Origin of the sequence: Paenibacillus sp. PAMC 26794 (assembly GCF_000316035.1) — a bacterium.
Classification (GTDB): domain Bacteria; phylum Bacillota; class Bacilli; order Paenibacillales; family Paenibacillaceae; genus Paenibacillus.
Genome location: NZ_ANHX01000077.1, coordinates 1 through 14,928 on the forward strand (window position 1 = coordinate 1; position 14,928 = coordinate 14,928).

13 protein-coding genes and 1 pseudogene are annotated in these 14,928 nt (G+C 44.6%); 8 read left to right on the top strand and 6 right to left on the bottom strand.

Going from position 1 to position 14,928, the window contains the following annotated elements:
* Positions 1-55: 55 nt before the first annotated feature.
* On the top strand, positions 56-250 hold the full coding sequence (locus tag D829_RS34160) for a helix-turn-helix transcriptional regulator (RefSeq protein ID WP_026081388.1): 195 nt from the start codon (positions 56-58) through the stop codon (positions 248-250).
* A gap of 963 nt (positions 251-1,213) precedes the next feature.
* Here D829_RS34160 and D829_RS33095 read toward each other — a convergent pair.
* From D829_RS33095 to D829_RS34165, 3 genes and pseudogenes are all read right to left on the bottom strand, one after another.
* Positions 1,214-1,372, bottom strand: coding sequence for an IS3 family transposase (locus tag D829_RS33095; protein WP_277422764.1), 159 nt, complete (start codon positions 1,370-1,372; stop codon positions 1,214-1,216).
* A gap of 82 nt (positions 1,373-1,454) precedes the next feature.
* Positions 1,455-2,036 carry an IS3 family transposase gene (locus D829_RS31840; protein ID WP_074092788.1) on the bottom strand — a complete coding sequence of 194 codons (582 nt, stop codon included), beginning with the start codon at positions 2,034-2,036 and terminating at the stop codon, positions 1,455-1,457.
* A gap of 196 nt (positions 2,037-2,232) precedes the next feature.
* Positions 2,233-2,400 (bottom strand): annotated as a pseudogene (locus tag D829_RS34165) (transposase); the annotation flags it as partial.
* 298 nt (positions 2,401-2,698) lie between these two features.
* Between D829_RS34165 and D829_RS0124570 the strand changes: the two are divergent.
* Positions 2,699-3,277 (top strand): hypothetical protein, encoded by a 579-nt coding sequence (locus tag D829_RS0124570; RefSeq protein ID WP_017691565.1) that lies wholly within the window; start codon positions 2,699-2,701, stop codon positions 3,275-3,277.
* 108 nt (positions 3,278-3,385) lie between these two features.
* Here D829_RS0124570 and D829_RS0124575 read toward each other — a convergent pair whose 3' ends face one another.
* Complete coding sequence (locus D829_RS0124575; protein ID WP_017691566.1) at positions 3,386-4,303, bottom strand: phosphatidate cytidylyltransferase; 918 nt, start codon at positions 4,301-4,303, stop codon at positions 3,386-3,388.
* Between the two features lie 96 nt (positions 4,304-4,399).
* Here D829_RS0124575 and D829_RS0124580 point away from each other — a divergent pair, with 96 nt between their 5' ends.
* Positions 4,400-4,954 carry a hypothetical protein gene (locus D829_RS0124580; RefSeq protein WP_017691567.1) on the top strand — a complete coding sequence of 185 codons (555 nt, stop codon included), beginning with the start codon at positions 4,400-4,402 and terminating at the stop codon, positions 4,952-4,954.
* A 91-nt stretch (positions 4,955-5,045) separates the two neighbouring features.
* Here D829_RS0124580 and D829_RS0124585 read toward each other — a convergent pair whose 3' ends face one another.
* Positions 5,046-5,513 (bottom strand): VOC family protein, encoded by a 468-nt coding sequence (locus D829_RS0124585; protein WP_017691568.1) that lies wholly within the window; start codon positions 5,511-5,513, stop codon positions 5,046-5,048.
* A 161-nt stretch (positions 5,514-5,674) separates the two neighbouring features.
* Here D829_RS0124585 and D829_RS0124590 point away from each other — a divergent pair, with 161 nt between their 5' ends.
* The 3 genes from D829_RS0124590 to D829_RS32655 all read left to right on the top strand — a co-directional run bounded on the left by D829_RS0124590 (position 5,675) and on the right by D829_RS32655 (position 11,784).
* Positions 5,675-6,109 (top strand): Lrp/AsnC family transcriptional regulator, encoded by a 435-nt coding sequence (locus tag D829_RS0124590; RefSeq protein WP_017691569.1) that lies wholly within the window; start codon positions 5,675-5,677, stop codon positions 6,107-6,109.
* Between the two features lie 3 nt (positions 6,110-6,112).
* Positions 6,113-7,270 (top strand): glycerate kinase, encoded by a 1,158-nt coding sequence (locus D829_RS0124595; protein ID WP_026081390.1) that lies wholly within the window; start codon positions 6,113-6,115, stop codon positions 7,268-7,270.
* Positions 7,271-7,773: 503 nt separating this feature from the next.
* Entirely contained in the window at positions 7,774-11,784 is a 4,011-nt protein-coding gene (locus D829_RS32655; protein ID WP_017691571.1) for an S-layer homology domain-containing protein, read from the top strand.
* A gap of 137 nt (positions 11,785-11,921) precedes the next feature.
* On the opposite strand, the gene D829_RS0124605 is transcribed toward D829_RS32655, so the two are convergent.
* Positions 11,922-12,641 carry a hypothetical protein gene (locus D829_RS0124605; protein ID WP_017691572.1) on the bottom strand — a complete coding sequence of 240 codons (720 nt, stop codon included), beginning with the start codon at positions 12,639-12,641 and terminating at the stop codon, positions 11,922-11,924.
* Between the two features lie 218 nt (positions 12,642-12,859).
* Here D829_RS0124605 and D829_RS34170 point away from each other — a divergent pair, with 218 nt between their 5' ends.
* Positions 12,860-13,060 (top strand): hypothetical protein, encoded by a 201-nt coding sequence (locus D829_RS34170; RefSeq protein WP_017691573.1) that lies wholly within the window; start codon positions 12,860-12,862, stop codon positions 13,058-13,060.
* Between the two features lie 280 nt (positions 13,061-13,340).
* Positions 13,341-14,798, top strand: a complete 1,458-nt coding sequence (locus D829_RS0124615; protein ID WP_017691574.1) for a carboxylesterase/lipase family protein — start codon at positions 13,341-13,343, stop codon at positions 14,796-14,798.
* The last annotated feature ends 130 nt before the right edge of the window (positions 14,799-14,928 follow it).

The window sequence follows — 14,928 nt, forward strand, 5'->3', positions numbered from 1 at the left end:
GGACGAGAAAACAGGCGAAAACATTACTTTATAGTGGGAGGAGTAGATGACTTATATGAATCAAACAATGGCTGTACAGATTGTTGCTATCATAAGGAAATTAAGAACTGAACAGCGATTAACACAGCAAGCCTTAGCCGATGAAATAGGCTCATCTTTCTCCTTTGTCGGTAGAGTTGAGCGCGGTGAAAGCAACGTCACATTAGAGACTATCATAAAGATTTCGAATGTCCTGAAATTGAGTTTTTGACCTTATGAGTTTAGGAAAAAAATAATACAGCGAGGATATTCTGGCAATCCATGCAATACTGCTAAAAAGAAACGAGAAAGAGCAAAGAATAGCACTTAATATTTTGAAAGAAGTATTTGATTGGGACGAGGTGTGAAACTATACAATAGCTTGACCTGAAATGTGCAGTATCTCATAGAATTTATTTTTCGGATACTTTACCAATATTAGTTGATCCTGAACTTCAATTTAATCATTTAACTCGACCTATAAGAAGAGCCCCATACATCCTACCTGCTTCTACCTCTAGAAATAATTTGTTAAAGAACTGGGTGGAGGCTGTTGAGCAGAGGGACGCTTCGAATAGAGTCGAAAAATCAAGAGAAGATATCCGTCAACAAGCATATGAAGAAATAGAAATGGCGATCCAATCCTTAGAAGATATGCATCAAGTAAAACGAAAAAAATGTTGACTAATTTGTCTGTTTAGGATAAAAGTACATTAGGTAATAAATGTAATTAACTAATGGCCCATGGTGGGCCTCAGACCTTCGCCTTTAGCGGAGGTTTTTAATTATCATCATAATTATCTTCAGTAGTTTCCGGAAAGTAACCAAGTCTACTTTTACAGATTGGGCAAAGTACTTCTGATGTACGATTAAGAGCATTAGCAGCCACCCAAGTGGTCTCTTCAGATAAAGCATCCATAATGAATTCTATTTTTCCATAACTACAATCACGATGGTCATATGCAGAAATTACCCCATACCTCAACCAGTTACAACCTATCTTATATTTCCCGATTATGTATGTTTTGTACCTGATGTACTGTGTTTTTTATGGACGTTAATGATTATGTATTTCATAAGGTATAAAGCAGCCAAGCTGAAAGAGGATATCAAATCAAGTTTAAAGAAGGGATCACTACTTGCTTTGATAATGAACATAGAGGAATAGGTGGACCTCTGTCAAGAAAGTAGACACCTATGCTACGGATTTTTCGGTAAATTGCTGTGCAAAACGGACAGGGGAAAGGTACCCCAGTGCGCCATGCATTCGCTTGCGGTTGTAATAAAACTCAATGTATTGGTAGATGGCCATGTAGGCCTCTTCCGGTGTTTTAAAGCGTGGATTACAGTAAATGCTTTTTCAAAATACTGTGCCAAGACTCGATGCAGACGTTATCGTAACAGTTTCCTCGACGGCTCATGCTGGATTACGTACCTTAGACACTTAATTGATCAACGTATTCTTTGGATGTGTATTGGGACCCGCGATCCGAATGATGGAGCAAACCCTGACCAGATCGTTTGGCAGTGTAAGCAGCTTTTAAAGCATCCAGCACCAAGCTAGTTTCCATATGGTTCGATAAACGCCAACCCACAATTTCACGCGTGCACAAATCCAGGACACTGGGGAGATACAAGCGTCCTCCTCGGCACGGGATGTATGTGATGTCTGTAACCCAGACGGTGTTCGGTTTGAGCTTCTTAAACTGTTGATTCAGCGTGTTGGGTGCGACCGGATGGTTATGCATGGAGTCCGTGGTCTGGACACGATACATCCGGCTAACGACGGAACGGAGCTTCATTTGGCGCATGTGCACACTCACCGTACGTTCGGTAATCTTAAACCCTTCCAGATGAAGCAACCGAGTAATTTTGAGGCTACCATATTGCTTATTGTGTTCGGAAAAATGGTACTGAATTCGCTTCATGATCTGAGATTTCCGAAGCTGCTGCATGCTTGTTTTGTTTATGCGCCATTTGTAGTACCCGCTCCGTGAGACCTGCAGGGTTTCGCACATCTTCTCCAAGTGGAACTCGGAGCGATGGTTCTCCACGAACTGGAATCTCAGTTCTTTGGTTTGCTGAATATGTGCACCGCTTTTTTACAATAGCCAGTTCCTCTCCCGTATCGGCAAGTCGATGTTCTTTCTCTTGGAGTATACGACGCATCTCTTTCAGCTCTGCTTCAAGTTCCTTAACTCGGTCCATACTGGCAGCAGGTTCGTTTTTGAGCTCACGATATTGGCTCGTCCATTGATGTAACGTACTTTTCGGGATGTTAAGCTCTTCCGCCAGATCACTGAGTGTCTTCGTCTGTTCTTGAATAAACTTGACCGTTTGCTTTTTAAATTCTTCATCGTATCGTTGCCGTTGTTCTCCCATGTGGACACACCTCCGTTAGTCTTATTATCCTTCTGTCCGTTAATGGGTGTCCACTTTTTATTCTAGCTCCAAGGTTACTTTAAAGTCTGTTTAACCATACAAATTTTTAATGAACAGTTTGGTAGTGGTCGCTGTATTTCACGATGATGATTAACTTTTTGAGTATTTACATAATATTATGGATCTTTATGAGGGACGATAGGGTGTAGTGATTACTAAAGAAGGTGCTGAGTGCAAAGCGTTCTTTGGAATTAATGCATCATGCTTATTACTTTAGATGAACATGGAGGGAGTTCCAATGATGAAATTCAATACAAATACATCTGTGCTCTGGGTATCTGCCTTATGTATCTTGCTGCTGACGAGTGCCTGTGGCGCCAAAAATAATAACGAATCTGTTCAGGAGCACGCCTATCCGCAATCGAAGCAACCCGTAGAGGAAGCTGGAGAAAACTCTGTTCCGAATGCGGATGCGAAGAATAACAATAGCCAAGGCAGTGCGAATGGAGATGAGGGCAAGCCTACGGCTCAATCGGAATCCACTGAACCGTCTGAGCAGATTGATATCGTCATTGACCAGTCGGAGAAACCGAGCGAGGGTAACAGCTTTGATTTTGGAATTAAACAGGTTCCGAAGGGGTATACACTTACGGAGATGCGATGGACATCTAACACGGTGACGATTGTAAATTCGCTACAGGAAGCCATTGAACATGGTGGAAATGGAGAAGATGGCTTTTACTTTAGCGGCAATGGACAATTCTCCGGCTTTATCTATTCGGATGAGATGAAGGGCGAGCGAGGCAAAGCGACATTTGTCTTCACAAATGATGAGGGAAACGAAATCATGTCTGAAAAAGAAATTACGTTGAAGTAGCAGGCACATCATGAAGGCTCCGTCAGGAGCCTAGTGAACAGGAAAAGCAGCCGATTGGGCTGCTTTTTTTTGACATATATAATTACAAGATCGCCGATCTATCTGTTGCTACATAAAGTCAAAGAAATAACGGACCACGTGGAACATAACCGGCGAGGTATAGGTCAGGCTGTCGACCCGGCTCAGGTAGCTTTTTTTGAGCGAATCGAACTTGTTGTCATCTCCGATTAACAGGTCGCGCTTCAGTACAGATACCGTCAGACTACCAAAGAATCCAGCCAAACTGATCAACACCCCGATGAATAGCGAGAATTTCCAATCAAATGGCGTCAGGTAGGGATGGATGAAATAAGACGTAGCTGTCGTTACAATAAATGCACACGCGAACCCTTCCCAGGTGACAAATGGATTGGCGGTAGGCACCACTTTTCGTTTGCCCAGATAGAGAGAGACCAAATAGTGCACCACATCATTAAGCTGTGTTAACACGACTAGGAACAACACCAGCTTGGACCCATACTCCGGTGTGGCAAATGGGAAATAGGCCAGGTGGCTCAGCCCAAACACCATCAGCATCAGTCCCCATTGTGTGGAGCTGACACTGCGCAGGAACCCGACCGTACCTTGGTTGATCAGGCGTGGCAAGGGCAGCACCAGGAACACATATAGTGGAATAAACACGATAAACATGCCATACCATCCAATGTAGATCCAATAGAACTGAACCGGAATCGCCAGATACGCCCATAGGAACAGCCTGCGGTCGGCTTTGCGTGTACTGCGAATCATGGAAAAGTATTCTTTGAGTGAGAAGAACGCAAGTACCATGAGGGAGATCAGGGACACGAGGGGGTTAAAAAGGGTGGCTAGGCAGAAGATCACAAACATGCCCCACCAGGTTTTGATTTTTTGGCCGATCCCTGAATAGTCTTTGCTTGGCTGAAGCTTTGCAATAACTTTGTACACGATATGTATCACAAGTAAAGCTGTGAAGATTAACGTTAGTGTAAAGAGTGAACTGCTCACGTACCGATCACCTGCTTATTCAAAGTAAGATTCCATTATAGGGTACCTATGTTATTATGAAGGAATAGTGCCAACTTGATAAGGGGAAATTTTGCTATGACAGATGAATGCTCCATCTATATCCTGCTTACGAATACAGGAACGCTGTTTACCAAGGTTATTCAGAGCTATACCCGAGCGCCATATAATCACGCATCGATCTCATTTGACCGGGAGTTAACCGAACTGTACAGCTTCGGCCGCAAGCATCCGAGTAATCCGCTGAATGGCGGGTTTGTGAAGGAAAATATTCAGACAGGTACATACAGCAAGTATCCCAATACCACATGTGTCATATACAAGCTTCAGGTGACGGATCGTGAAGTGGAAAAGATGAAACGTGTGCTGCACATCTTCATCCGCAGCCGCCAGAAATATATGTACAATCTGCTCGGCGTGATTGGCATTACGCTCAAGGAACCGGTGGAGTTCAGCAACTCCTACTTCTGCTCCCAATTTGTAGCCGAGATTCTACAGCGATCGGGAATCAAATTGTGGAACAAGCTGCCGGCGCTGGTGACACCGGATGATTTTCGCCAGAGTGAACGATTGCAATTGGTCTATGAAGGAAAGCTAAGCGAGTATACGCTGGGGAATGCAGAGCAAGAGTAGGGTAGGTGCGTGTGCTGATGCTTGCCAAGGAAATCCAACTATGAAATAGCCTGCTGCCACGGATGACGAGGCAACAGGCTGTTTGTGTACTTCATATGGATGATGGTGAGGATGAGGATCGGTCAAAATCAACCTCTTCAAGGAATTCGATCACTTCACCATTGGGGCTGTGGACAAGCGCGTTTTTAACCTGAAGTGCAGGTTCACCCAGCGATATCCAATCCGGTTCAACATAGGCCTTGGCTCCATGGGCAAGCGCTCGCTGATAGATATCTTCTACATCATGCACGTAAAAGGCGAAGTGTAACAGTGCGCCGTGCCGGACTGCTTCAGGAGAGGTAGCAGGTTCCCCCTCGGCGGGAATGATGGCTTTTGGGTCAAATACCTCAATGCAGGTGCGCTGATCCGGAGAGATCAGCATACATGCCTCGGTAATGTGGAAGGAAGGAAAACTCCAGGAGTGACCGACCTTGAATCCCAATACTTTTGTATAAAACGCCAGGGTATCTTCGTAATTACGAGCCTGAATGGCTACATGTGCAAGTCCAATAACACTCACATTACATCGCTCCTTCTTCAGATTGTATTCTAAATTATAGGGCTGATATCGCATTGGAACCATACAATATCAAAGGATATAATGAGATAACATATATAGTTTGTTAGTTTATTTATACAGAAAACCTTATTAAATAAGTCGACGACTCGGAGGTTTTACAAATGGAACACATAATAGATGAAATCGATCAGCAGATTATGCGCTTGCTGCAACATCATGCACGTATCCCCGTTGCACAGATCAGCAAAGAAATTAACATGTCCCAACCTTCGGTTAAGGAAAGAATCCTGAAACTGGAGGAGAGAGGTGTGATAACGGGATATTCAACCATTTATAATCTGGCCCAGTTAAACCGTGGAACCACGACGTTTATTTTGCTCAAAACAGAGCATTGCGACGAGTTGGTCCAGTTCTGTGAACAAGCCATCGAAGTCACGGATGTCTATCGGATCAGCGGTGAGTATAACTATCTGATCAAGGTACAGACGGCGTCCATTGAAGAACTTGCCGAGTTTCAGGATTCACTGGTGAAGCTGGGACCCTCCAAATCCCATATCAGCATGAAAAATATTATGGAAAACCGTGTTCTCCTTTAGGATATGAGAGACACTAGAGAGAAGACATTTGTTCTGGCACCGGATTCGTTCAAAGAAAGCATGACAGCGAAAGAGGTATGTATCGCGATGGAAAAAGGGTTGCGTAAAATATACCCAACGGCAGGATATATTCATGTACCTATGGCAGATGGTGGGGAAGGTACGGTGCAGTCCCTTGTAGACGCTTCCGGCGGTGTCCTTCACCAGCAAGAGGTGAGCGGACCATTGGGTCAGACAGTCACTGCACAGTATGGCATTCTGGGTGGCGGAACAACGGCAGCTATCGAGATGGCATCGGCCAGCGGCATCCACTTGGTTACCAAGGACACCCGGGACCCGCTCCGGACGACAACCTATGGAACAGGCGAGTTGATTCGCGCATGTCTGGACCTTGGCATACGCAAGATCATCATTGGCATTGGTGGTAGTGCGACCAACGATGGTGGGGCTGGCATGGCTGAAGCACTTGGTGCGAAGTTTCTGGATGCACAGGGTCAGCCGCTTGCACGTGGGGGCGGGGCTTTGGATCAACTGGCTCAGATTGATGTATCCGGTCTGGATGAGCGTTTGCAGGAAGTGGAGTTCATTGTGGCCTGTGATGTGACCAATCCCCTATGTGGGGAGCATGGAGCATCAAGGGTGTTTGGACCACAAAAAGGGGCAACTCCAGAGATGGTTGAGCAGCTGGATACGAATCTGTACCATTATGCAGATGTGGTGAAACGGCAGCTGCACAAAGATATCCGTGATGTACCAGGAGCCGGAGCGGCTGGGGGGTTGGGCGCGGGACTCTTGATTTTTACACAGGCTGTATTACGTAAAGGGATTGAAATTGTCATTGAATATACTGAGTTGCGTGAAAAGTTGATTGCTGCGGATGTGGTATTTACGGGTGAAGGCGGTATCGACTTCCAAACGAAATTTGGCAAGACCCCCTATGGTGTTGCTCGGGCGGCCAAGGAAGCGGGTAAACCTGTGATTGCCCTTGCAGGCTGTGTGGGCGAAGGGATCGACACCCTCTACGCAGAAGGCATTGATGCCATATTTGGTATTGTGCCTGGGGCAGCAGATCTGGATCGACTATTGCGAGAAGGCCCGGAGAATGTGGAACGTACCACCGAGAATATTGCTAGAGTACTGAAGCTGGGTCTACTTTCTTAGATCAGTGACCATCGGGATCATATGGGGTCGGATTGGAATGCGATGTGACAAAGACGGGATACGGGTATGCCTGATATCGGGTGACCTGTCTCTCGTTTTTTGCTGTGAAGTTCCATTGTATAATTGTATAGTTGTCGTTCAGGTCGCTTCGTTCGCGTTATCTTTACCCTTGATGGCACAATGAAGAAATTGCACATAGATTACGTATCTGATGACCAATACGTTCACGACAGGCAGCACATTGCATGTGGATGGCGGGTACATCTTGATTTAAGAGCCGGAGTTATATAGGACCCAATGAATACTTTTTTTAAAAATAAAATGATGAATTTTGGCGAAAAAAATTGAGATCTATCCTGTTTTTGTACTACAGGGTGGGTCTTTTTCCTTTTATTTACTCTTTTTGTTTAGATTCTGTTTATCGCAGTGCACTACAATAGGCCTTACGTATCAGATGGATTGAATTTATATGTAAAAAACATGAGATAGGGAGGATCAAGTACATGGTTTACAAAAAGCTTATAAGCTACCTTTTAATTGCTGTTTTGTTATTACAGGTGGTTAGTGTGGGTGGGGTTGCAAGTGCTGACCAGTTTACTCCGTTGGATCAACTTAATATGGAGAGAGAAATGTATATTGAGTCGGATGAGGGTAGGACGATGACCAATGTTCAAAGTTTACTTGAACAACAAGATTTAATCACACTACCTGAAGATTATGAAGCATTGAACGATAATCAAAAATATGAAATTGCCAGAGGAATGGTCATGCTGCTTCCACTGGAGTTCTCATATGAGAACGACAATCAGGCCAATTACGTATTTAATTTGGTATACCATCTTATCAAACTTCCTAAGCAGACTGAGTCGAGCGTATTGCAGGAAAGCATCACTCTGGTGTATAGCCTGCTAGCAGAGTGGTCCACTTTTTTCCCGAATGTGGAAAAACATGATTGGACACAAGCTGGCAATGATTATATGAATTTAACGGGTGCAGACTTATCAATGTTTGCGAGTGATCTTATGTTCTTTAACATTATACTTATGAGTTCTAGCGAGCCTACGCACTTTAATAGTCAGTTGGAATTTATGGTTTCTAAAATATCCGATTATAAAGAACTAAATGGAGCACTAGACCTTTCCAGCATGGAAGCATCATTGGATAATCTTTATGGCATGTATGACTTCATTCAATCACAAGTCATATTTAATCCGAATCCTAACATCCAGCCTTTTGTTTTTGATATGGGGAAAATGTCGCCTATCCAGAATGATGCAGCCCAAAAATCAGAACTTGCTCAATGGATGATTGATTATAAGCCGCAAAACGGTTATGAAACGTTATCCCAAGTTCAGAAAGAATTTGATGCGTTTTTTGATAAGGATACACCGCTGACCAAGTATAACGTACTGAAGAAAGAAGCGGATCGGGGTAACAGCGAGGATTTTATCCAAGACATTATTGCATTACTGCGCGATGAACAATTCATTAGTGAGCCTGACTTCAAGATGCTTCCTGTCAAAGATCAGGAGGATATCGCAATATACTTACTAGATATAGATCCACCAACTAATCAAGGATATGAGAATAATAAACAGGTCCAATACTTGGTGCAAGTAGCCTTGAAGGCACTTGAAGTTACACGTGAAATCGGTGGAACAAACGCTATCACTGCACTTGATGAGTTTTATAAAAAGCAAGCAGAGCGAGTAAATTATTTCAAGGAGCCCGACCCAGAAGGTAGATACTACCAACTTATTAATACTTATCTCACATCCTCCGAAATGGACAAATGGATGACTAAGTATCGATATGCAATTAGGCTGAAAGGGAAAGAGTCCATTTCCCAAGTTGTCAAATTCACGGACACTGCTGTTGAAAGAACACCTTATCTTAATCAGGCCTTAACGGTAGCAGAAGTGTCGGAGTCTTTGCAGCAACTCCGATCTATTCAGAAAGATGTTGAGAAATATAACTCAGATTACCAAGAAAATCCCTTGGAGTCTTTCCCTGTGGACTTTACCAAAATAGATACCTTAACGAACGAGTATCAGCAACAATTAGCAGATCATATGATCGAACTTCGACCAAGCGGAGGGTTTGTAAACTATAATGCAATCCAGATTGCATTTAATAAATTTTTCCCTGATGATAACGAAAGTGATCCACTAACTGTCTTAAATACTGCAAAGAGCAACAGTGATATAGCGGCTATGCGTGTAGCTATGGAAAACCCGGATCTGGGTATTACTCTGCCTAACGGATACGGTGCTTTGTCTTTGCAGGTTAGAGATTTCATTGCGGGATTCCTGATCGACTATGTAAATAAAGATTACAAAAATAAAGAACAGGTCCAATATATGATTGAACTTGGTGTATTGGCACAATCTGTTTGGGAGCAGAGGGAACTCAGTGTTCTTAGGAATAAGCTGGATCTGCTCGCTCAGCAATTAGTAAATGGACCTAATCACTTTAATGACCAACAGACATATGTGCTACGCATCCTTGGACAACAACATTTGGAACGTAGCAAAGTAGATAAAGGTGTACTGGCATTCAATTACTTGCATCTAGTTGCATTCGAAAGGTTGGAAGGAGTGTCTAAAGGGGATATTGTTGATCCTGATATTGTCCTGAATCTCCTCTCTATGCCTATCGATTCATTTGAGCAAGCTACTTCTATACCGCGAATGGATCAATGGTTTGATAAAGCAATGAAAGATCAGATTAAAGGTGAAGCATTCTTCAGCAAATACAAATTTAATCTTAGAGGCGCTCTTGATTTATCCAAAAGGGCAGAACTCAGTCCTGAAGGCCAGAAGGAATTGGCTGAATGGGTCCTAAATGAACAAGACAGCTATGAGGATGTTGGGAATCTGCAATATGTATTTAACCGATTCTTTACGGCTCCTAATGTGAAGGGGAATGACATCAATAACACCCTAACGGGCTTGGACAACACGATGGAGATTTCCTTCGACGATAAGTTGCACTGGATTGATGTTGCCTTCATTCAAAAAATGGACCTTAGCGGCAACAAAACGGTATGGGTTCGTTACAAAGCAATCAGCGATGAACTGCCAGGCCGCGCTGTGAAGTTTGTCTTTACACAGAATGGTGATAACAGCACAGATAATGGCAACACTCCAACGCCTAACCCGGGTGGTAGCACAGGTGGAGGTTCGTCCACGACTACACCAGTAACGTCTACACCTGCACCAACAACGAAACAAGAACAGATCGTGGTTGACGTTAATGGAACAAACGGCACCAACCTGACCAAGACACCAATCACACGTACAACCGAAACCAACGGCACGATCAAAGATCTGGTGAAAATGACCGAAGCCATTGCCAAGGAGTCGGTGGAAAAAGCGAAGCAATTGAACATGAACACCGCACGCATTGTTATTCCAGACACCAAAGATTCCGTGTCCGAGACACGTATTGAACTGCCTAAGGCAGCGGTGAAAGAATTGAATGACGGTTCGCTCAAACTTGAAATCTCTACAGAGAATGTAGTGATTTCCGTTCCGACGAATTCTATCGCCGGATTCGATCAAGACTTGTATTTCCGCGTTGTACCTTTGAAAAAAGAATCGGAGCGCAAAGAAGTTGAAGAGCGTGCAAAGAAAGAGCAGTTGATTCAACAGGTTGCTCCAAACACGAATGTACGCGTACTGGCTCGTCCGGTAGAGATCGACACGAATATGCAGAGCCGCCAAGTGACACTCACGTTGCCACTGCGTGACAGTCTGCCAACTGATCCGGCTGCTCGTCAGCAAGCATTGGACAACCTGGCGATCTACATCGAACACAGTGACGGCACAAAAGAATTGATTCAAGGCAAATTGGTGCAACTCGCGGATAACAGCGAAGGCATCGAATTTACCGTAACAAAATTCAGTACGTTCACCCTCGTTGTTGTGGATGGACTGAAAGCTTCACAAAGTACACATCAACCGTACATCCAAGGTTTCGGTGCTGACTTCCGTCCAGACGCATTCGTAACACGTGCACAAATGGCAGCCATGCTGGCTCGCAATCTTCCAACTGAAGCAGCAAGTTCCGCGAATAGCGTGAGTTACAAGGATGTATCTGCAACACACTGGGCAACAAATGAAATTCAAAAAGCGCAATCCGCAGGTATCATGAACGGCATGAGCAACACCCAATTTGCACCGGAAGGTTCGATTACCCGTGCACAGATGGCAACAATTGCGTATCGCTGGATGCAGCAACAAGCGAGTGCAACAACCGTGAATGGTACAGCAGTTTCCTTCACAGATGTATCCGCAGATGCCATTGCGTACGTGCAATCTGCGGGCCTGATGCTCGGATATAACGATGGTACATTCAAACCGGATAGTAAGCTGACGCGTGCGGAAGCGGTGAAAGTATTAAACGTATTATTTAACCGCACACCCCTAACTGGCGCAATTACGTCAACGTTCAGTGATGTACCAGTAACACACTGGGCATATGCAGATATCGAAGCCGCAGCGCAGAAATAAGATCTGTTACAGAATCACAGAGCTCAAAATGAAGAAAAAGAGCAGGTTATCAAAAAGATAACCTGCTCTTTTTCTGATACCTATGAGGTCAAGAAAGGTGAACCCAAGGTTCAGCCCCCCCCACTTTTTAACTCGTGTTAATTATTGAACAGGGGTTCTGTTCGGAGCAAATAGTTACCCCTTACCTCTGCAGCCCAGTATGCAAAGACCTCTCTCCATTGAACACTGTTAAAGAAATCCTCTACGGATTGGTTTTCGGAATCCCAATCCACAAATATGTTGAGAGGTGTAATTCCTCCAGCCCAAATTCCATTACTGACGTCAGTTCCCTTCTCTCTAACTAATAAGATAGGAATCCCGAATTGAAAAGCCATGGCAGGCTCGATTTGAGAAAAAGTAGATCCTTCCCAGAATGGGGTGTTTGTTGGTGGCCCTCCTACATTGGATTTAAGAATTTGAACAAAAAATCGTTGGAAGTTGATGGCGAGCAAGCCATAGCTCGAAAAAACCAAGCGCCGTATATTCGTCAGGATATTCTCCGGATATTGTTCGCTTACGGGCAATGTGCGGGGGAAGAGCAATGCATCTTCAATTTCTGCAATAAGACGGTTCAGAAATTGTCCTTGCAGGTCATTTACCGTGTTGGTTGTACTCAAAAAGGTCGGAATACGAAAAGCGCGATCCACACATTCATTGATAGCCGAGGATGTATCTTTTTCATAGTAGATGGGCTTAGGATTTGAGGAGGAAGTTCTTACATTACCGCGGACGGGTGGGAGCTCCGATATCATGCTTACGGGAGCAATTTTTTTCATGGGAATTTGCTGAGTCTTAACCTTATTTTTTGTATTACTCAATGTTCACATCTCCAATGCATAAGAATCTGGGTTTTATTTAGTCCCAGTCTATGCATTAGCCCATTTTGTGTTACCGATTGCCCCAATATAATGCCCACGGTGACGTAATCACAAGATGAGATGTATGTGGACGGATTACCGAATCCGATTGAAGACGTTTTGTTCGACAAGGACGGGATATTACTTGATTTTACAGGCATGTGGGGGTTTTGGACCCATTGTGTGTTAAACGACTTCAGAGACCAGCTAACTACTCGGGGACTTTCCACGATGAACAAGGCCGAATGAATGGGTATGACGTGCGAGGGCCGTTTGTGGAGATTTATAAGGATCGAGTGGTTGTAAAGGGGCGGGACTTTGTCGCGGGTGAATGGATCGAGGGTGTTGAGTTTACGGTACGTTATCCTGTAGAAGGGTAGATATTTGGGTGGTGAAAAGGAAAGGGTTACTCTAAGGGTCAATGCCATTAAGACAAGTTAAACTTGATGATATTGCTCAAAGGGTGGCCTTTTTGGTGTCCATCTTAAAGATATGTATCAGAACCTCCACCCCATAAAGTTCCACGTGAAACGTAGCAGGAGAGGCTAAGGTTGGGTAAAGTTGTAAATGGGTATGACTACAAACTATACTCAAATAAGTACACATGATATGCACGTACTCGTTAATTTAACCTATTTACGGAGAGGAAGTAGAAGCGGCATGAGAGAACTTCAGGTTCAAACGACATATGGTACCGTTCAAGGCGAACTTTTGCACGATGCAAGCGTATGGAAAGGCATTCCCTATGCGAAACCCCCGGTAGGTGAGCTGCGCTTCAAGGCTCCGGTACAGCCCGAGTCATGGGATGGAATCAGACAGGCCACTCAATTTGGACCTGAGAATATACAACCACGAAATCATCAACCAGAAGGCCAGACAGAAATTCCGAATGAGTCAGAAGATAGTTTATATCTGAACATCTGGGCACCTAAGGAAAAAGGAGCAACACCACTGCCGGTCATGGTATGGATTCACGGTGGTTCCTTTGTAACAGGTTCAGGTAGCCAGCCGATGTATGATGGTACACAGTTAGCGGTTCGGGGGGACGTCATCGTTGTGACGATCAACTACCGATTAGGACCTTTGGGTTTCCTGCATATGGCTCCATTAGGTGATTCATATGTATCCAATGCAGGTCTGCTGGATCAGGTTGCGGCATTACAGTGGGTGAAGGATAATATCTCTGCTTTTGGTGGTAACCCGGATCAAGTTACGGTGTTCGGCGAATCAGCGGGCAGTATGAGTATTGCGGCACTGATGGCGATGCCAGCGGCCAAAGGACTCTTCCAACGTGCCATTATGGAGAGCGGTGCATCCCAGTTCATGCCGGCAGAGCAAGCTGCAGCGTTGCGGGAAGGGATGTTAAAGATTCTTGGGGTGGACCGGGACAACCTGCAGAAGTTAAATACAATTCCTGTAGAGCAGATTATTGCAGCCGGTGATACGGTCAAACAGCAGAGCGGGGCAGGTATGGCATTATTCTTCCAACCTGTATTGGATGGGCAGACACTACCACAGGTGCCACTTCAGGCAGTGAGCGAAGGCTCAGCGCAGGATATTCCGGTGCTGATTGGTACGACATTACATGAGGGTGCACTGTTCATCCAGCCACATGTACCTTTTTCAAAAGAAATCGATATGGTTCAGGGCGTAGACTTTATGACGCCAGATCTGGAGAACCGGGTAGCCATCGCGGATAGTTATCCAAAAACGGCAGATGGACAAGCCCAAGTCATGACCGATATGTTCTTCTGGCGTTCAGCGCTGCAATATGCTGCGGCACAGCAGAAATATGCCCCGGTGTGGATGTATCGATTTGATTGGGTGATGCCGGAACATCCCTTGTTAAAAAGAGCGATTCATAGCATCGAAATGTTCTTTGTGTTTAATACACTGCATTTCCTCAAATTCATGAATGCAGAGCCGGATGAAGCCGCTGCGGCACTTGCCCTCAAGGTACAGGATGCCTGGATTTCCTTTGCCAAGAATGGCCAACCTGAAGTTGCAGGTGTGAACTGGCCTGAATATGAGCAGGATCGTGCGACCCTAATCTTCAACCATGAGATTGAAGTCGTACATGATCCGGATGCAGCCAAGCGAGAGCTGTTAGGGTTATAATCCAGGTGGGTTATTGTGTACGAATACTCTGAATAACTGCTATGCGCCTAATCAAAAGAGGACGTTCATTCTCAGAATGAACGTCCTCTTTTTGTAATCTGGCTAACGAAGTAAGCAGAACGTAAGCACT

Coding starts and splice junctions, on each gene's coding strand:
- D829_RS34160 (WP_026081388.1), top strand. CDS start 56: ATGAATCAAACAATGGCTGTACAGATTGTTGCTATCATAAGGAAATTA.
- D829_RS31840 (WP_074092788.1), bottom strand. CDS start 2,036: ATGTGCGAAACCCTGCAGGTCTCACGGAGCGGGTACTACAAATGGCGC.
- D829_RS0124570 (WP_017691565.1), top strand. CDS start 2,699: ATGATGAAATTCAATACAAATACATCTGTGCTCTGGGTATCTGCCTTA.
- D829_RS0124580 (WP_017691567.1), top strand. CDS start 4,400: ATGACAGATGAATGCTCCATCTATATCCTGCTTACGAATACAGGAACG.
- D829_RS0124590 (WP_017691569.1), top strand. CDS start 5,675: ATGGAACACATAATAGATGAAATCGATCAGCAGATTATGCGCTTGCTG.
- D829_RS0124595 (WP_026081390.1), top strand. CDS start 6,113: ATGAGAGACACTAGAGAGAAGACATTTGTTCTGGCACCGGATTCGTTC.
- D829_RS32655 (WP_017691571.1), top strand. CDS start 7,774: ATGGTTTACAAAAAGCTTATAAGCTACCTTTTAATTGCTGTTTTGTTA.
- D829_RS0124615 (WP_017691574.1), top strand. CDS start 13,341: ATGAGAGAACTTCAGGTTCAAACGACATATGGTACCGTTCAAGGCGAA.